Raw genomic sequence first — 18,719 nt, forward strand, 5'->3', positions numbered from 1 at the left:
CAGGCACTCCTATGCGTCATGCACTGAAAGCCATGATTTTCGTCGCTTTCACGCTTTTCGGGGCGGGACCCGGAATGCTGTTGGCGGCAGACCCTGCGGACATTTCAATGCCCAGGGCGGTTGCCGCGCCCCCCAGCGTTTCCCCAAGCGACCTCCAGGCGTTGCAACTTCGGCTGGACGCCCTCAAACAACAGATCTCGCTGGTTGATAACTACAGCCAGCTGGAGGCCCCGCAGGACCTGGTCCAGATGTTCATGCTGGATGTCGATCGCCTCTCGACCTCGCTGCTTCCTCTGCAGACTCAACTGCGCGCGCAACTGGGTGTGCTGGGGCCTGTCCCGCGCGATGACGCCGCGGCCGAGCAGCCCGATATCACCGCGCAAAGGGTCGCGCTCACCGAGCAAAAAAACAAAGTCGACGCCACCCTGAAAACCCTGGCCACCCTGAAAACGAGCGCCACCGACCTCATCACCCAGATTGCCGGCATCCGTCGCAACCTGCTGGAAAGCGAACTGACCCTGAGCACCCGAAGCGTCCTGAACCCCGAGTTCTGGTCACCGATCCTGAGCCCTTCGATGGACGATCGACAGCGCTTCGCATCGTTCCTCGCTCAGGCAAGTGAGGTCGTCAAACTGGCCTGGCAACCGGGCCAACGCCTCTACACCAGCGTACTGTTGCTGCTGGCCCTGCTTATCTGGACGCTGGGCCGTCGTCTCGCGGAACGAGGGCTGACGTGGCTTTGCATACACCGGATGCCAGAAGGACGCCTGCGCCGCAGCTCCCTGGCGCTGGCTTCCGTATTGGCCACGGTGCTGACGGTCGGCCTGTCCCTGCAACTGCTGTTTTATGTCTTCACACGCCAGGCTCCGCTGACGCCGACGCTGACGACGTTCTCCCAGGAATTCGAAAAAGTCGCCTACACCTGCGTGCTGATCACCGCGTTGAGCCGCGCCTTGTTGTCCACGAAACACCCGTCGTGGCGGCTGCCGGCGCTTGCCGATCAAGTGGCGCTGTCACTCAAGCCTTATCCGCGGGTTCTGGCGGGCGTACTGCTGGTTCTGGTGACGATGATCCAGATTACCAACGCAACCGGCATGAGCAGCGGCATCGTGATCGCCGGTCGAGGGGTCGTCGCACTGGTTGTTACGTGCGTTCTGGTGGATTTATTGTTGCGCACCGGCAAAGTCCGCAGAGCCGTCGTGGCCTCTGGCGAAGCCTATGAAGCCGGCAGGACGTTCGCGGGCGTGCTTTACACCCTCACCAGTCTTGCGATGGTGATCTGCCTGGTATCCCTCCTGACCGGTTACGTGTCCCTGGCCAGGTTCGTCACCTATGAACTGGTCTGGGGCTTTCTCATCCTCTCCGGTTTCTATTTGCTGATGCAGTGCTTCAAAGATGCCTGCGAATACTTTTTTTCAATCAAAAGTCCCAGTGGCAAGGCGCTCAAGCAGTTGCTCGGCATTGAAGACCGGCGCCTGGAGCAGATCTCGATCGTTCTGTCGGGGGTCGGGCGCGCCGGACTCTTGCTGCTGGCGCTGGTCACGCTGTTCGTTGGGGGGGTCGGCACGACGCTCGGGCAACTGCTCACCAACGTCTTTTCCATTCTCGGCGGCGCCGGGCTGCGCAAGCTGAACATCATCCCCGGGCACTTGCTCAATGCCGCACTGGCCTTGCTGATCGGCATCTACCTGATTCGCACGCTGGGCCGCTGGCTGGACAAGGAGTTCCTGCCGAAAACCGAGATGGACCCTGGCATGCGCGCTTCGCTGACCACGCTGTTTGCCAACATCGGCTATGCGTTGGTCATTCTGCTGACGCTGTCATCGTTGGGCGTACAGTGGACCAACCTGGCCTGGATCGTCAGCGCGTTGTCGGTGGGGATTGGTTTTGGCTTGCAGGAGATCGTCAAGAATTTCGTCTCAGGCCTGATCCTGCTGACCGAGCGCCCGGTGAAAGTCGGCGACCTGATCAGCATCAGCGGGGTCGAGGGCGACATCCGCCGGATCAACGTGCGGGCCACCGAAATCCAGCTCAGTGACCGCTCGATCGTCATCGTGCCCAATTCGCAGCTGATCTCGCAAAACCTGCGCAACGTAACCCTGGGCGGCAGCGCCCAAGGGGTGGCGTCACTCGAACTGACCTTCCCCCTGGACATCGACCCCGAACAGGTGAAAGACCTGCTCTACAACACCTACCGCGAGCACGAGACCATTCTCGACAAACCGGCGCCGATGGTGCGCTTCAGCAAGTTGACCCCCGAAGGCATCACGCTGACGGTCACCGGCTATGTCGGCAGCCCGAGAATCGTCGGCGTGACCAAGAGCGACCTGCTGTTTGAAATCCTCAAGCGCCTGAGTGACGCCGGTATCGAGCTGGCGAAACCGGCACCCACGATGTGAATCAGTGGGCGATGCACACCGATTTCAGCTCGGTGTAGGCCTCGATCACCGCACGCCCGAACTCGCGGCCCATGCCGGATTGCTTGACGCCACCAAACGGCATGGCCGGGTCGAGCAGCACGTGGGCGTTGACCCAAACGGTGCCGGCCTCGATGCGCGGCACCAGGTTCATCGCTTTGCCGAGGTCATTGGTCCACAGGCTGGCGGCCAGGCCGTAGCGGTTGTCGTTGGCCAGGGCGATCACGGCGTCTTCATCGTCAAACGGCATCACCCCCAGCACCGGGCCGAACACCTCTTCGCGGGCCACCGCCATGCTGTGATCGATGTCAGCCAGAATGGTCGGCTGCACATAAAAGCCCTCGCCTTCCACCAACTCGCCCCCGGACACCACCCGTGCGCCTTCGCGACGCGCCAGCTCGATGTGCTTGAGCACGCTTTGCTGCTGCTTGCGCGAGACCAGCGGGTTGATCGCCGCTTCGCCGTTCATGCCTGCGCCGATGGGCATCGTCGAAACGGCGGCGGCGAGTGCTTCAACGAATTGATCGTGGATGGCGCGATGCACGTAGAAACGCGAAGCCGCCGCACACACCTGACCGTTGTTCAGCAGACCGCCAAGGATTGCGCCCTGGACGGCTTTTTCGATGTTGGCATCGGCCAGCACGATCATCGGGTTTTTGCCGCCCAGCTCCAGCGAGAACCGCGTCATGTTTTCCATGCACGCCACGCCGACGCTTTTGCCCACCGCCGTGGAACCGGTGAAGGACACTTTGCTCACCAGTGGATGCGCCGTCAGCACACCGCCGACATTGGCACCGCCACCGGTGACGACGTTGAACACGCCCGCTGGAATGCCCGCTTCCAGCGCCAGTTCCGCTAAACGCATGGCGGTCAGCGGCGTTTCCATCGCCGGTTTGATGATCACCGTGCAACCGGTGGCCAGCGCCGGCATCAGCTTCCACGCCGCGATCAGCAACGGGAAATTCCACGGCACGATCCCGACCACCACGCCCACCGGCTCACGCTTGGTGAATGCGGTGAATTTCGCCCCCGGCGGCAGCGGAATCGACACGTCAAAGGTCTGCCCTTCGATCTTGGTCGCCCAGCCGGACATGTAGCGCATGAACTCCACGGTGGCGTTCAGGTCCAGTGCGCGCGCCATGTTGATCGACTTGCCCTGACTCAGGGTTTCCAGCTGCGCCAGCTCTTCGGCATGCGCGTCTACCAGCGCAGTGAAGTTCAGCAGGATGCGTTCGCGGTCCGCCGGGCGCAGGCCCGACCACACGCCGGACTTGAAGGCTTTATGCGACGACTGCACGGCTTGCTCGACCACGTCCAGCGGCGCGTCGAGGGTTTCGCACAGGGTTTGGCCGGTGGCCGGGTTGACCACGGCAATGCCCGGCCCTTCGGCGAACACCCATTGGCCATCGATAAAGCAGCCGTGGCGGCGGTCAAGGAATGCAGCAACCTGCGGCAGGATTTCAACGTTGCTCATAAATCACCTTTGGTTCAGACGCGTTGTTCAGCCGGATAACGGGCTGATTACTGTTGTTCTTTGAGGAAACACACGACCGCCTGGCGATCGTCCGCGGAGGCCAGGCCCATGTACGGCATGTAGGTCCCCGGCACGAAGGCCTGTGGCTGAGTGATCAGTTGCGCGATGTTCTCGGCCTGCCAGTTGATGTCTTTGCTGCGCATGGCCTGGGAATAGTTGAAGCCCTCCAGCGAGCCGGATTTGCGCCCGACCACACCCGCCAGGTTCGGCCCCATCATTCCCGTCATGCCCTTGGTCACCGAATGGCAGACCGCGCATTCATTGGCGAAGACCTGGGCGCCATGTCCCTGGTCGGGCGCGCAGTCAGCGGCCAGCGCGGTGTGCGCGAGGGTGAGTGAGAGCAGACCGATGAGGGGCAATCGCAGCGAGGTGAACATAGGAAAACGACCTTGAAAATCCGCGCTCATCCATTGAGCGGCAACACGGGAGCGCCGACGCAGCGGTGCATCGACAGGGTTGAGAGGGATTGTCGATGGTCAGTGATGCGCAGGTTTTGCCCTGCGTGCCAGTCGTATTGGCGAGGCTGCCAAACCGGGCATTTTGGCAAGCACAGCCAACTCTTTGGCAACCACACAAAAGGCCGGAAAAGTTCCGCGCCTTAGTATCGAAAAAGACCGCAAACCTGCGCTCAAGAACAAGAACGGATGCCACACCATGCTCAAGTCCCCCTTGCTGCGTCTCTCTACACTTGCCCTGATGATCAGCGCCGGCCATGCCGGCGCGTATGAACTCTACGCCAATGAAGACAGTCACCTGAACGCCACGCTGGAAGCGGTCTTCGGCATCTTCCACAGCCAGGAAAACTACGCGCTGTCCGGCCGCCTCGACCCGGGTTCTTCGTCGTGGCGCGAGGGCTACATCAAATATGGCCTGAGCTTCGACAAGGGCCTGGCCGGTGTCGGCACCGCGTATGGCGCGGCGAACCTGCTCAGCTCCGGCACCTGGGGCGACGGCGATGCCGCAGGCTTCAGCGATGGTTCGGAACGCACCACCAAATTCGAAGACGCCTACCTCGGCTGGCGTTCGGGCAAGCTGTTCGACGTGCTCGGCGAGGACGGCGTCGACCTGTCCTTCGGTCGCCAGAACATCGTGGTCGGTGATGGTTTCCTGATTAATGGCGACGCGCTCAACTTGGGCAAAGGTCTGGCCGACGGTGAGTTCAACCGCGGAGGTGCCTACTGGCTGGCGGCGCGCAAAGCCTTCGACGAAACCGCCGTGCTGCGCCTGGGAGGCAAGGAAGGCTGGCGTGGCGACCTGATGTGGCTGAAATCCGATAACCGCGCACAAGCGAAAACCGAAATGTACGTCGGCACGCTTGAGCATGTCGCCGAAGCAGGCACAGTCGGTTTGACCTACATCGACACCACCGATGTCGACGAAGAATTCGCCTCACCGATGCAGCTTGAACGCGACGGCATGAAAACCTACAGCCTGCGCGCAGCCGGCAATGCCGGGGTGCAAAACCTGTTCCTCTCCGGCGAATACGCCAAGCAGGACAAACCCCACACCAGCACCGAAGACGCCTGGTACCTGGAAGCCGGCTGGACTTTCGCCGACGTGGCCTGGACGCCAAATGCCAGCTACCGCTACAGCCGTTTCTCGGAAGGTTATGACACGCTGTTCTATGGATTCAGCCGTGGCTTCGGCACCTGGTTCCAGGGTGAAGTCGCCGGTAACTACGCCGGCCCGTTCAACACCAACTCGCGTATCCAGCAAGTCAAGTTCACCGTCTCGCCGCTGGAGAACCTGACGGTCGGTGCGATGTATTTCAACTTCGACACCATCGACCGCAACCTCGGCAATACCGATGGCCACGAAGTTGATCTGTATGCCGAATGGCACGTCAACGAGCACCTGACGGTGATGCCGCTGATCGGCCTCTATCAGCCGGACAAGAGCGCCGACGAAGGTGGCACGCAGCTGGGCAGCAACGACAAGAACCTCTACAGCCAGGTGATTTTCGCCACTACGTTCTAAGCCCCTACACAATCCCTGTAGGAGCGAGCCCGCTCGCGATGGACGTCAACGATGACGCGTGTTGCCTGAATGAACGCGTCGCCCAGACATCTTTCGCGAGCGGGCTCGCTCCTACAGTGGGGCGCGGATGTCTCAAGGAAAAAGGCCTTTCCAATGCACAAAAAATTCCTGACGATTCAGAGCAAGATCGCCCTGCTCGCCGGCCTCTGCCTGCTGTTGGTGGTGGGTTTGCTGATGGGGTTGTCGCTGTATCAAACCCATCGGAGCAGCCAGCAAGTGGCCGAGGCCAGCAGCGAAATGCTCGCCAACGCCGCCAAGGAACACATGCAGGCGCTGGGCAAAGTGCAAGCGATGCAGGTGCAACGCACCTTCATGCAGACGCACGAATATGGCCAAGGGTTGTCGCGCTATCTGCTCTACCTGAGGCAGTTGCAACATCAGGGCAACCTTACCCGTCCACAACTGCGCCAGGAGCTGAGCACCCAGCTGCACCAGGCCCTGATCGACAAGCCCGACCTGCTCGGGCTTTATGTCATTTTCGAACCCGATGCCCTGGACGGTGCCGACGCCGGTTTCGTCGATCAGGCGGCCATGGGCAGCAACGAAACCGGGCGCTTTTCGCTGTATTGGGTGCAAAGCAAACCCGGCGAACTGCAAGCGGTGATCGGCGACGAAGCGCTGCTCGCCAACACCTCGCCCGGCCCCAGCGGCGCGCCCTACAACGCCTTCTACACCTGTGCCCGCGACACCCGCAAAGCCTGCGTGCTGGAGCCGTATTTCGACGAGGCCTCCGGCAGCCGCAAACTGGTGACCGGTATCGCGTTCCCGCTGCTGGACCATGACAAGGTCATCGCCGTGGTCGGCCTCGACATCAACCTCGCCGCCCTGCAACAGAACAGCGAAGTCAGCGCGCTTCAACTGTTCGACGGTAACGGGCAGATCAGCATCGTCAGCCCGCGCGGGGTGATTTCCGCCAACAGCCAGGATGTCAGTCGCCTCGGGCAACCGCTGGACAATGTAGAGGTGATGGACACCTTGCGTCAGGGCCAGCCGAAAGTGTTCGTCGATCAACAGCAGATCAAAGTGCTTGAGCCACTGGCACCGATTGTCGATGCAGCGCCGTGGGGTGTGCTGGTCGGCGTGCCGCAGAACGTGCTGCTCGCCCCGGTTACCACGCTGCAACAGGAACTCGATGCGCAAGCCGTGCGAAGCACCGCGCTTGAGCTGTTGCTGGGCGGCGGCTCGGCGCTGCTCGGCCTGGTGTTGATCTGGTACGCGGCGTATCGCATCACCCGGCCGCTGCAACTGCTGACGCGGGTCATGGAGGATATTTCCCGGGGCGAAGGCGATCTGACCCGACGCCTGGCCGTGCAATCACGGGATGAAATAGGCCAACTGGCGACGGCGTTCAACCGCTTTGTCGAACGTATCCACCATTCCATTCGCGAGGTGTCTTCGGCGGCGCTCGGCGTCAACGAAGGCGCCAAGCGTGTGCTGCTGGCGTCCAACGCATCGCTGAGCAATTTCGATGAACAATCGACCCGCACCAACAGCGTCGCCGCCGCGATCAACGAACTGGGTGCCGCCGCCCAGGAAATTGCGAACAACGCCTCCGACGCCTCGCAGCAAGCCTCCGCCGCGCGCCAACAGGCCGAAGACGGGCGTCAGGTGGTCGAGCGCACGATTGAGGTGATGAACGAACTGTCCGGAAAAATCAGCGCGTCGTGCGTCAACATCGAAGCACTGAACAGTAAAACCGTGAACATCGGGCAAATCCTCGAAGTGATCAAAGGCATCTCCCAACAGACCAACCTCCTCGCCCTCAACGCCGCCATCGAAGCGGCACGGGCGGGTGAAGCGGGCCGCGGCTTTGCCGTGGTCGCCGACGAAGTGCGCAGCCTGGCCGGGCGCACACAAACCTCGGCAGCGGAGATTCAGCAGATGATTGAAGCACTGCAAGTCGGTGCGCGTGAGTCGGTGACAACCATGACAGAGAGCCAGCAACACAGCGAGGAAAGCGTCAGCATCGCCAACCTCGCCGGCACGCGACTGGGCAGCGTGACGCAACGCATTGGCGAGATCGACAACGTCAACCAGTCGGTCGCCGCAGCCACTGAAGAGCAAACCTCGGTGGTCGAGGCGTTGAACGTGGACATCACCGAGATCAACACGCTGAACCAGCAAGGAGTGGAGAACCTGCAATCGACGTTGCAGGCATGTACCGAGCTGGAACGCGAGGCTGGGCGGCTGAATCAGTTGGTCGGGAGTTTTCGCATTTAAAGGCAGTGTTGCCTGATCTGCCGCTATCGCGAGCAAGCTTGCTCCTACAAGGTTGAAGTGATCACACCATTTGTGAACGACACAGACCTGTAGGAGCAAGCTTGCTCGCGATGAACGATAACGCGGTCTCAGCAAGGAACCCCCGCATGCTCAACCCGATGAAACAACCGGTTGAAATACACCAGGCTATCGCCCTCCCCACGCACGCCCACCTTCGACAATTCCACAAACATCACCGAATGCGACCCGACTTCCTTGCATTCGCTGATCCGTCCTTCCAGCTGCACCAGTGCATCACGCAGCACCGGCACGCCCGTGTCGCCGCCGTCCCACAAGTCCCAGGCAAACCGCTCGGCCATCGGCACCTGGGTCATGCCGGCGAAGTGTCGGGCCAGTTCTTCCTGTTCGCCGCACAGCACGTTGACGCACAACCGGCCGTTGGTGCGGAACACATCGTGGGTGGCGCTGTTGCGGTTGACGCACACCAGCACGGTCGGTGGCGAATCCGTCACCGAGCACACGGCGCTGGCGGTGATGCCGCAGCGACCGCCGGGGCCGTTGGTGGTGATGATGTTCACCGCCGCCGGCAGTTGCGCCATGGCGTTGCGAAAGTCGATTTGCTGCTGGCTCAGGTTGGCCATGTCGGTGCCCCTTCCTTCAGGAGGACCGCGCGTTCGCGGCCCGTGGGTGATGGAACAAGACTAAAGCCCGGCGTAGCGCGCAGCCATTCTGACGATCCCCATGCCGAGGTAGGCTTTCCGCTAGTCGACTAGGTGGTTTCTTTATCGTCAGGGCCCGTCGCAGTGGGTATTCTGCTGGAATGCACCAACATAGGTGCCGACGTCCGCCGCAGCGTGCACGCGTGCGAAAACAATAATTAGAAATTCTCGTGGCAACCCCTGATGGAAACCCGCAAACCGATTGTTTATATCGTTGATGACGACAAAGACCTGCGCACCTCGCTGGCCTGGTTGTTGGAGTCGGTCAGCGTCCAGGCGCAATGCTTTGCCGGCGCTGAAGAGTTCCTGAGCCAGTACGACCCCAAGCAACCGGCGTGCCTGGTGCTGGACGTGCGCATGCCGGAAACCAGCGGCTTTCAGCTGCAGGAAATCCTCAACCAGCGTGGCAGCACCCTGCCGACGATCTTCGTGTCCGCCCATGGCGACATTCCAATGTCGGTGACCGCGATGAAGAACGGCGCACTGGATTTCGTCGAGAAACCCTACAACCCGCAACAGATGATCGACCGCATACAAGCGGCGTTGAAGACCGCCGTGCATGCCCAGGCCGATCAACAGCAACGCCAGCACCTGCAAGGCAAACTCGCCCTGCTGACGAGCCGTGAACGGGAGGTGTTGATGCTGGTGATCGATGGCAAGGCCAGCAAGGTCATCGCCCGGGAGCTGAACATCAGCGTGAAAACCGTTGATGTGCACCGGACCAAGATCAAGGAAAAGATGGGCGTGACCAGCATTGCCATGCTGGTGCGCGAAGTGCTGCATTTGCCGGTGGATGAGCCGTCGCGGCACTGAGGGATCTGCGGCGGTCATGAGGCCGCCATCGCCGGCAAGCTGGCTCCTACATTGGATCTCCAGCGAACAGAAAGTATGTGTACGACGATGATCCCCTGTAGGAGTGAGCCTGCTCGCGATGGGGCCGGCACATTCAACATTGATGGCGTCTGATGCACCGCCATCGCCAGCAAGCCGGCTCCTACATTGGATCTCCAGCGAACAGAAAGTATGTGTACGACGATGATCCCCTGTAGGAGTGAGCCTGCTCGCGATGACGCCGTCACATTCAACATCAATGGCGCCTGACACTCCGCCATCGCCAGCAAGCCGGCTCCTACATTGGATCTCCAGCGAACAGAAAGTATGTGTACGACGATGATCCCCTGTAGGAGTGAGCCTGCTCGCGATGGGGCCGTCACATTCAACATCAATGGCGCCTGACACTCCGCCATCGCCAGCAAGCCGGCTCCTACAGGGATCTGCAGCGAACACGAGGTATGTGCACGGCGAAGTTCTACTGTAGGAGCCGGCTTGCTGGCGATGAGGCAGGCTCATTCAACATCAATGGCGCCTGATGCACCGCGATCGCCGGCAAGCTGGCTCCTGCAGGAGAGGTCAGTTGTGGCTGTAGCGCTTGCGATAAGCGCCCGGCGATACGCCGAAGCGGGACTTGAACGCCGAGGAGAAGTAGCTGGAATCGGAAAAACCCCAGGCGTAACACAGCGCCGAGAGCTTCTGCTCGTCAGGTGAGCGGCGCAGGTTTTCCGCGCAGAAATCCAGGCGTCGGTGCTTGATGTATTGCGCCACCACCAGGCCGCGCTTGGAGAACATCCGGTACAACCCGCGCACCGAAATCCCTACCTCACGGGCAATCAGCTCGGGGCACAGGTCTTCGGCGCCGATGTGTTCGTCGATGTAGGCGATGATCTTGCGAAACTGCCGCTCATGGGCATCTGCGCCGCTGTCGCGGGCACTGATCCCGGGCAACAACAGGCTGACCAACGCATCCAGTACCGCTTCGCTTTCCTGCATGTCCAGGCCTTCCTGCTGCCGGGTATCCAGCACCAAGCGGTTGGCCATCGCCGCCAGTGGTGTACTGGCCGCGATGCGTGTGGCGCAGTTGACCGCATTGAAATGCGAACCACGCTCGACCACCTGACGCGGCAGGATCAGCGACAACTGTCGGGAATCCTCGTTGTAGGTCATGTCACTCGGGCGGCAGGCGTCGATCAGGGCGATGTCGCCCGTGCCCAGTTGAGCGCGGTTGTCGCCCTGCTCCAGCCGGGAACTGCCACGCATCTGGAACACCGCGTAATAGTGGCCGTCGCTGCTGACGCTGACGTCCTTGCTGGTGCGGTACAAGTGCACGTGCGCCATGTCGACGACACTGAGGTTGATCGCGCCGCTGCGATACTCCGCCAGCTCACCGTAGAAATCCGTATCCAGGGCCCGGGCATCGAAACGCCCGCAGGCCTGGTTGACCTGGCTCAGCCAGCTTTCGAACGCCTCGTTGCGAACCACCGAAGAAGTCATCATCACTGCAAAGCCTCACGCGTTTTATTGTTATTTTTCGACCGCTTCGTCGAGCGGTTCGGCAAATGTTACTTACCTTGGCTGTCTCCTCCTTCGACGGCCGCCGGGCCCTATTCAACAGGCTCCGGCGCTGGCTTGCCAGCCTTCCCTTGCGTTAGATGTCCAATACCAGACGAGCGGAAACGGCGCGGGAAACGCAGGCGCAAATCTGTTTGTTGGACGCCTTTTCCTTGTTCGACAAACAGTTGTCACGGTGCTCCGGCACACCGTCCAGCACCTCGACGATGCAGGTGCCGCAGATGCCTTCGCGGCATTCGGTGTCGATGTCACAACCGTGGGCCTGCAACACATCGACCAGACTCGCGTTGGCCGGCACCTGAAGCACCACGCCGGAACTGGCCAGCTCCACTTCAAAACCGCCACTCGGACCGGCATTCGCTGCGGGATCGGCCTGGAAGTGTTCAAGGTGGATCGCATCGTCGCACCGGCTGCGCGCCGCCACTTCCACCACTTTGTTCATGAACGGTGCCGGGCCGCAGGTGTACACGTGTGCGGTACTGCCAGCGTGGTCAAGGCATTCACTCAACGTGGCATCCATGTCACCCGGCTCGATGCCGTAGTGGAACTGCACATGCCCGGCGAACGTACTCGCCAACAACTCGGCGAACGCGGCGTATTGCGGCGAACGGGCGAAATAATGCAGGCGCCACGGCTGGCCGTTTTCGCTCAGTCGATAAGCCATGCTCAGCAGCGGCGTGACGCCGATACCGGCGGCGCACAACACATGCTCGGTGGCCGTCGGGTCGAGGCGGAACAGGTTGCGCGGCGCACCCATTTCCAGCTCCATGCCCTCTTCCACCTCGTGCAGCGCCGCTGAACCGCCACGGGACTGCGCCTCTTTCTTCACCGCCACCAGATAAGCGCGACGGTCTTGCGGCGGGCTGCACAGCGAATACTGGCGGGTCACCCCGGTCGGCCCGGTCAGGTCGACGTGGGCACCCGGTTCATAGGCGTCGAGCGGCTGGCCGTCACTGCGCACGAGGCGAAAGGAACGGATATCCAGCGCTTCGTCGACGATCCTTTCGATCTTCACCTTCATCATTGCATCACCTGAAATACGGTTGATTTTGTTATCACGGCGCCGGTGGGCGCCCTGTGTTTTATGCGACGAACAACGCCCTTTGTAGGAGCCGGCTTGCTGGCGATGGCGGCCTTGAGACTTGCATCGCCAACGTGGGCGCCATCGCCAGCAAGCCGGCTCCTACAGATTTATATCGCCGATGAGGGCGCCATCGCCGGCAAGCCGGCTCCTACAAGGGTTGTGTGTTTGGCCGCGAATGCGTTTAGCGCATGAACAGGCCGCCGTTGATGTCCCAGCACGCGCCGGTTACGGAGGCGGCGTGGTCGGCGATCAGCAGCAACACGCTGTCGGCGATGTATCCGGGGTCGCCGAGGGTGCCGGCCGGGATCATTTTCAGGATCTGTTCCAGTCGCTCCGGGGCCACGGTTTCGCGCACCACCGGCAAGTCCAGCGGCCCCGGCGAAATGCTGTTGACCGTCACGCCTTGCGGGGCCAGTTCACGGGCGAAGACCTTGGTCAGCGTCGCCACGCCGCCCTTGGCCGCTGCGTAATGTGCGCCGGTGGCGGTGCCGCCGTTCTGCCCGGCAAGCGAGGCGATGTTGACGATGCGGCCAAAACCACGCTCGGCAAAGTGCGCACCGAACACCTGGCACGCGACAAAAGTGCCGCGCAGGTTGATCGCCATCGACTCGTCGAACTCCTCCGGGGTGATGTCCATCAACGCGGCGACTTTCGACACGCCGGCGTTGTTCACCAGGATGTCGCAGCCGCCCCAATGCTCGACCAGCACGTCGCGGGCATGCTGGAAGTCGGCCTTGCTGCGCACATCCAGCTCAATGGCGACAGCACTGGCACCGCTGGCATCCAGCTCGGCAGCCAGTCGCCGCACACCCTCGAGACGCACGTCCGCCAGGGCGACGCGATAACCCGCCCCGTGCAGACGGCGGGCGATGCACTCGCCCAGTCCGCGCGAGGCACCTGTTACAAGGGCTACTCGACTCATGATGTTGCCCTCACAGAAGGAAGCCGAGCGCGCTCAGGCTGTCGGTGGAATTGATCAGCCGCACCACTTTGCGCTCCAGGGTCGGCACGCCATCAGTGAAACGGATACGGTGGTTCAGGTCGGCCACAAACGGCGTGTGCACGCCGCGCTTGTAGGCGTACAGCAACTGCGCCGAGTTCACTTCGACGATGTCGCCGGCGGCTTCCACCAGACGGAAACGCGAAATCGTGCGGATGGTTTTCGCCGCGTCCACCGCCGACGGCGAGTAGCCGGCAGTCAGGCGTTCGATGCGTAAGTCACGCATGCGCGCATCGTCGAAGGCGTAGTTGAGGTTCGCTTCGAAGTCCTCGGTGTCCGGGTCGATCGGCACGATGTACTTGCCGCTGTCGCTCCACAGGGTCGCCCATTCGGCGTAATTCTTGTGGTCGAGCAATTCGGCTTCGCGCCAGATGAATTCGATGGCCTGGGCCAACGGGCGGGAAAAACCGTTCAGGGTGTCGTGATTGCTCATTGGCTCATCATCCTTTTCCACATGTCGTAGGCACCGCGCATGCCGCCTTCGTCGGTGGCGTGGCTGACCTTGTCGCCGTTTTCAGCGGTGACTTCGCGATTGAGGCCGCGGTTGACCAGGATTGGCGCATCGACGCCGGCGTACGAACCGCGCTGCACACGGTCCCAGGCCTCGGCATCGTCCGGGCTGCCGAAACCGAACGGCCCCTGGAAGTGTTCGTGAATACGCATGCGTTCGCGGTTGGCGATTTCCGGTCCGCCGTCCATGCCGAGGGCAACGTGGCGGATCTCGGTTTCGGTGACCGACACCGGACGCAGCACGCGAAAGAACGACATCGACATCGCGACGTTGGGGAACAGGTTCAGGTTGAAACCGGCGCCGTGCAGCGAGCGCACGATGCGACGGACTTGCGCCGGCTCCATGGTTTTCGACAGTTCTTCAGTGACGTGAGCGAAGCGCTCCTGCAACTGTTCGGTGCCGTCGTCATGGTCCAGATCGACGTGTTCCGGCACCATCACCATCACGCTGTGGCCGTTGCCCAGCGAATGGGTGACCGCTTGTTCGTCGGTCATGAACGAGAGCATTTCCGAGGTTTCTTCATCCACCGACGACATGAACGACTTGTGCACGATCGGGAAGTGATAACCGTCGGTGGTGTTTTCCAGCTGGATCTTCCAGTTGCCCTTGAAGCTGAACTTGTGTTCGCCCTGGGTCTTGATCGGGAAACCGGCGCCCTGCTTCATGAACAGGTCCATCCAGTGTTTCGCGCCGCCGAGGAAGTCTTCCAGCGGTTCGATCTCGTCGTTGTAACTGGCGAAAACCATGCCGGCGTAGCTTTCCACGCGCAGGCTGGTCAGCGGCAATTCGGACTTCTCCAGAATGCCTTCGTAGCCGTCCGGATACGGCAGCGCACGGAGCTTGCCGTCCAGACCGTACGACCAGCTGTGATACGGGCAAGTGAAACCGGTGGCGTTGCCTTTGTGTTTTTCACACACCGTGGCGCCACGGTGCCGGCAGCGGTTTTCCAGGACGTTGATGTTGCCCTTCTTGTCGCGCACCACAATCACCGGGCGACGGCCGATGGTCGCGGTCTTGAAGTCGCCGCTGTTGCGTACTTCGCTTTCGTGGGCGACCCACACCCAGGTGCGGTAGAAAATCTTTTCCAGCTCGGCTTCGAACAGCGCCGGGTCGTTGTACAGCGAGACGTCGACGCGGTCGTGGCTGACCAGTTCGTCCGGGCTTTTCGATGATGCGATCAGCCGGTATTCATGAGTGCTCATGCGGTTCTCCTCATGGCTTTTTATGATTTCTTGTTAGGGGTCGACCGTTCGCCGGCCATGCTCTGTTGCAACTGCGCACCGAAGGCGCAGACCAGTTCGTCCTGACCTTTACGACCGACAATCTGCAGGCCGACTTTCAGTCCGCTGCCCTCCAGTTCCACCGGCACCGACAGCGCCGGATGGCCGCTGAGGTTGAACGGCCGCACCAACGGGGTCATGCCGGCCACCGCTTTGCTGGCGCTGCGGGCTTCGACCAGCGTCGGTGGCAGGCTGGGCATCGTCGGCAACAGCAGCACCGCGAACTCTTCCAGCGCTGCGTCCACTTGCTGGCTGAAACGCGCGCGGACTTTCTCCGCTTGCGCCAGGTCCGCCGCGCTGGTGCGACTCGCGGCCAGCAGGCGTTGCTCAACGTCCGCGCCGATCAGGCCTTTACCCGTGAGGTGGCCGAACGCGGCCCAGTTTTCGAAATTGATCACGGTGAGGCCGGCAGCGAATGCAGCTTCGAATTCGCTCAGGTGCAGGTGGCTGCGGTGCCAGCCTGCACGGTCGGCGGCTGCACCGAGGCTTATTTGCAGATGCGGTTCGCAGTCGACTTCAAGAAAACCCACCGACGCGTTGCCAGAGGGCAAACCCTGCACCTGGAAGCCTGGGCAAATCACTTGCATCGCCGCGATCAGGTCTGCCATGTCGGCGGCAAACGGCCCGACGCAATCGAGGCTGGACGCCGCTGGATGCGCACCGACCCGGCTGACACGCCCATAAGTCGGCTTCAACCCGGCGATGCCGCAGCACGCCGCCGGTACGCGAACCGAGCCGCCGGTGTCAGTGCCGATGGCGATGTCCGCCAGACCGGCGGCAACCGCTGCCGCCGAACCGCTGGAAGAGCCGCCCGGCACGCGGTCCGGTGCTTGCGGGTTGATCGGCGTGCCGGTCCAGTCGTTGATCCCGGTCACGCCAAACGCCAACTCGTGCATATTGGTTTTGCCAACGATTTGCCAGCCTGCGTCGAGGATCGCGTCCACCACGTCGGCGTTGCGCAGCGCCGGTTCAGCATCGGCAAACGCACGACTGCCCGAGCGCGTCGGATGCCCGGCGATGTCGATCGAGTCCTTGATCGCGACCCGCTTGCCGTCGCCACCGAGTAAAAATTCGCTGATAAACGTGCTCATGCGCCCGACTCCGAGGTGAAGAGGTCCGAATTGAACAAGCGTTGCGTACGAAAATGTGCGATCAGCCAGACACCCTCGACACAGCGAAAATCGATGTTCAAGCGCGTGCCGAACAACTCGCTGCGCCCATCGGCGTAGGTGGACACCTGCTGCATGATCCACTGCCCCTGCGCGGTGTTGCCGTCGACCAGGATCGACTCGCTGGTGAGGTAATGCAGGTTCAGGTGAAAGTGCTCCGAGGGCGGCAAGTAGCCGCCGACAAACGCCGCAATCGCCTCACGCCCGCGGTGCTGGCCGAAGGTCTGCGCGGTGACGCTGCCGACGCCTTCCCACACGGCGTCGATGCAGAACAATTGCGCCAGCTCGCTGACGTGGGTGATCGCCCTCGGCACGTCGCACAGGTCCATGTAGCGCGCCATCAAGCGGCGCACCTGGCTCTCCCCTTCGAGCGTCGCCAGACGCTGCAACAAGGCCTCGTTCATGGCTTACACCCTGGCGGCATCAGGGATGGTCAGTGGACGACCGATGCGCGCTTCGACCTTAGCGTAACGCCACAGGCTGTACTCGTTCACCGGCGTGGTGCGGAACAGGTTGCAGGCATCGATCACCGACTGGTGGCAGTCGACGTCGGCCATGATGTAGACGGTCCACGGCGACGTAGTGGAAGGACCGACCATCAATCGGTCATCGTCCATCGCGCCGAGCACGGTGATGCCGGGCATGGCGCCGAGCGAGCCCATCATCTGGCTGAAGCCTTTCCAGACGCTCAGGCCTTCGCCGGTGGGCAGGTCGAAAAAGTTCTGGGTGATGCCGATGCAGAAGACGACGCGCAGCGGTTCTTGGGTGGTCTGGGACATGAATATTGATCCTTGAAGAGTGGGTTCAGATGTAGCCAGGGAACGGCGGCACGCCGAGGAACACGGAGCCGGCGCCGTCGTACAGGCCTTCGCTGAGGAACGCGTGCTGGGTGACCACCATCGAATCGCGCAGGTAACGCTGCAGCGGATGGCGCAGGTAAATCGCGGTGGTGCCGGCGAGGCTGTACGCGCTCTGCACCACGGCGGCGCCCGCCTGGGACACGTGAATCGCGGACAAGCGCAACAGGCTGGTTTGCTCGGCGGTGACCGGGTTGCCGGCGAGGATCGAATTCCACACCTGCTCGGTGGCGTTGTAGAAGAAGCCACGGGCAGCGGCCAGTTGTGCTTCGGCCTTGGCGATCTCGATGCGCACGTAGGCGCGGTCGGCCATTTTCGGTGCGCCGGTGATGCCGCTGCCGGCGGCCATGCGACTGACTTCGTCGAGGGCGGCACGGGCCAGGCCAAGGTTGACCACGGCCAGCACTTGCGCGGCGTAGGCAATCGACGGGTAACGGAACAGCGGCTCATCGATGGTCGAGGCACCGCCACGGATGAAGGTCCAGCGTTCGTCGACGTGTTTGTCGCTGACGCGCAGGTCGTGACTGCCGGTGCCTTTGAGCCCGACCACGTCCCAGTTTTCGATGATCTCGACCTGGTCCGCACGGAACACCGCGGTGCGCGGCTTGCCGCCGGCAGCACCGATGCCGACGCCGAGCAAGTCGGCGCCCTTGCAGCCGCTGGCGAATTTCCAGGTGCCGCTGACCTGCCAGCCGCCCTCGACAGCTTCAGCCGGTTGCAGCGGGAACAGGCCGCCGGCGAACACCAGATCCGGGCTTTGGGCGTAGATTTCGGCGAGGGTTTCCGGTGGCAATGCCGCGAGGTAGACCCCGGCGCTACCGAAACTGGCGACCCAGCCCGCAGAGCCGTCGGCTTCGGAAATACGCTCGATCATTTGCAGGAACAGCGCCGGCGCCAGGGCGTCACCGCCGAAGCATTTCGGCGTGGCAGCGCGGTAGATGCCCACGTGCTTGAAGCGCTCGATCATGTCCCGTGGCACGTGGGAACCGGCGTCGAATTCATCGCGACGCTGGCGCACTTCCGCCAGCACCTGCTCAAAGGCCTGGTGGTGGACGGTGTTGCCGTCGACGCCTGGCAGAGGGTCTTTCTCCGCGACAGCTGAACGCAGCATGGGCTTCTCTCCGTTTAATTGTTATTAGCCGCAGCCTGCCGGGAGGCGTGGCGAGCGTTATGTGGCACGGGTAACGACCGACGCGATTCCTGTAGGAGCCGGCTTGCTGGCGATGGCGGCCTCAACAACGCCGTCGATCTTTCGGGCCTCATCGCCAGCAAGCCGGCTCCTACAAGGTTTGTGTTCACACGGGAAGATTGTTGGCTGTGAGGTCGTTGCCCTTGCATTGAGGTCCAGTGTAAAAACCGCGTCGGGTCGCCACTATTGGTGCGTGCAGCCTCTTCACTAAAGGAATCCCCTAGCCCGCCCCCGGTTACCTCTGAGCGCATCCCCACGCGCAAGCGGGTATAAAAAGCCATACTTTCCCTTCACCG

15 protein-coding genes and 2 pseudogenes are annotated in these 18,719 nt (G+C 62.0%); 5 read left to right on the plus strand and 12 right to left on the minus strand.

The features are described 5' to 3' along the window. Positions 1-11 precede the first annotated feature (11 nt). Entirely contained in the window at positions 12-2,399 is a 2,388-nt protein-coding gene (locus tag IB254_RS18150) for a DUF3772 domain-containing protein (RefSeq protein WP_192418524.1), read from the plus strand. Between the two features lies 1 nt (position 2,400). Here the strand turns inward: IB254_RS18150 and IB254_RS18155 are convergent, their stop codons facing one another. Continuing rightward, positions 2,401-3,891, minus strand: a complete 1,491-nt coding sequence (locus IB254_RS18155) for an aldehyde dehydrogenase family protein (RefSeq protein ID WP_192418526.1) — start codon at positions 3,889-3,891, stop codon at positions 2,401-2,403. 47 nt (positions 3,892-3,938) lie between these two features. Then, positions 3,939-4,328, minus strand: coding sequence for a c-type cytochrome (locus IB254_RS18160; protein WP_008033873.1), 390 nt, complete (start codon positions 4,326-4,328; stop codon positions 3,939-3,941). Positions 4,329-4,605: 277 nt separating this feature from the next. Between IB254_RS18160 and IB254_RS18165 the strand changes: the two genes are divergently transcribed. The 3 genes and pseudogenes from IB254_RS18165 to IB254_RS29930 all read left to right on the plus strand — a co-directional run. After that, entirely contained in the window at positions 4,606-5,928 is a 1,323-nt protein-coding gene (locus tag IB254_RS18165; RefSeq protein ID WP_192418527.1) for a hypothetical protein, read from the plus strand. A gap of 372 nt (positions 5,929-6,300) precedes the next feature. After that, positions 6,301-7,350 (plus strand): annotated as a pseudogene (locus tag IB254_RS29925) (HAMP domain-containing protein); the annotation flags it as partial. Positions 7,351-7,611: 261 nt separating this feature from the next. Continuing rightward, positions 7,612-8,208, plus strand: a pseudogene (locus IB254_RS29930) (methyl-accepting chemotaxis protein); the annotation flags it as partial. A 128-nt stretch (positions 8,209-8,336) separates the two neighbouring features. Here IB254_RS29930 and hpaC read toward each other — a convergent pair. Continuing rightward, complete coding sequence (gene hpaC / locus IB254_RS18175; protein ID WP_192418529.1) at positions 8,337-8,849, minus strand: 4-hydroxyphenylacetate 3-monooxygenase, reductase component; 513 nt, start codon at positions 8,847-8,849, stop codon at positions 8,337-8,339. Positions 8,850-9,110: 261 nt separating this feature from the next. Between hpaC and IB254_RS18180 the strand changes: the two genes are divergently transcribed. Beyond that, the gene (locus tag IB254_RS18180) at positions 9,111-9,740 is read left to right on the plus strand and encodes a response regulator transcription factor (protein WP_008033885.1); all 630 of its coding nucleotides are present in this window, start codon (positions 9,111-9,113) and stop codon (positions 9,738-9,740) included. Between the two features lie 597 nt (positions 9,741-10,337). Here IB254_RS18180 and feaR read toward each other — a convergent pair. The 9 genes from feaR to IB254_RS18225 form a co-directional block, all read right to left on the minus strand. Beyond that, on the minus strand, positions 10,338-11,258 hold the full coding sequence (gene feaR / locus IB254_RS18185) for a transcriptional regulator FeaR (RefSeq protein WP_192418530.1): 921 nt from the start codon (positions 11,256-11,258) through the stop codon (positions 10,338-10,340). A gap of 151 nt (positions 11,259-11,409) precedes the next feature. After that, complete coding sequence (locus IB254_RS18190) at positions 11,410-12,357, minus strand: PDR/VanB family oxidoreductase (RefSeq protein WP_192418531.1); 948 nt, start codon at positions 12,355-12,357, stop codon at positions 11,410-11,412. Between the two features lie 241 nt (positions 12,358-12,598). Next, entirely contained in the window at positions 12,599-13,339 is a 741-nt protein-coding gene (locus tag IB254_RS18195) for an SDR family NAD(P)-dependent oxidoreductase (RefSeq protein WP_192229059.1), read from the minus strand. A gap of 10 nt (positions 13,340-13,349) precedes the next feature. Next, on the minus strand, positions 13,350-13,850 hold the full coding sequence (locus tag IB254_RS18200; protein ID WP_192418532.1) for an aromatic-ring-hydroxylating dioxygenase subunit beta: 501 nt from the start codon (positions 13,848-13,850) through the stop codon (positions 13,350-13,352). Continuing rightward, positions 13,847-15,130, minus strand: a complete 1,284-nt coding sequence (locus tag IB254_RS18205; RefSeq protein ID WP_192418533.1) for an aromatic ring-hydroxylating oxygenase subunit alpha — start codon at positions 15,128-15,130, stop codon at positions 13,847-13,849. The genes IB254_RS18200 and IB254_RS18205 overlap by 4 nt, the downstream gene beginning before the upstream one ends. 20 nt (positions 15,131-15,150) lie before the next feature. Beyond that, positions 15,151-16,299: an amidase gene (locus tag IB254_RS18210; protein WP_192418535.1), complete on the minus strand. Its 1,149-nt coding sequence runs from the start codon at positions 16,297-16,299 to the stop codon at positions 15,151-15,153. Then, complete coding sequence (locus IB254_RS18215) at positions 16,296-16,781, minus strand: nuclear transport factor 2 family protein (RefSeq protein ID WP_192418536.1); 486 nt, start codon at positions 16,779-16,781, stop codon at positions 16,296-16,298. Before IB254_RS18215 ends, IB254_RS18210 begins: the two co-directional genes overlap by 4 nt. 3 nt (positions 16,782-16,784) lie before the next feature. Then, entirely contained in the window at positions 16,785-17,156 is a 372-nt protein-coding gene (locus tag IB254_RS18220) for a hypothetical protein (RefSeq protein ID WP_008033901.1), read from the minus strand. Positions 17,157-17,181: 25 nt separating this feature from the next. Beyond that, positions 17,182-18,345 (minus strand): acyl-CoA dehydrogenase family protein, encoded by a 1,164-nt coding sequence (locus IB254_RS18225; RefSeq protein WP_192418537.1) that lies wholly within the window; start codon positions 18,343-18,345, stop codon positions 17,182-17,184. Between the last annotated feature and the right edge of the window lie 374 nt (positions 18,346-18,719).

The sequence above is a fragment of the Pseudomonas sp. PDM03 genome (genome assembly GCF_014852385.1).
Classification (GTDB): domain Bacteria; phylum Pseudomonadota; class Gammaproteobacteria; order Pseudomonadales; family Pseudomonadaceae; genus Aquipseudomonas; species Aquipseudomonas migulae.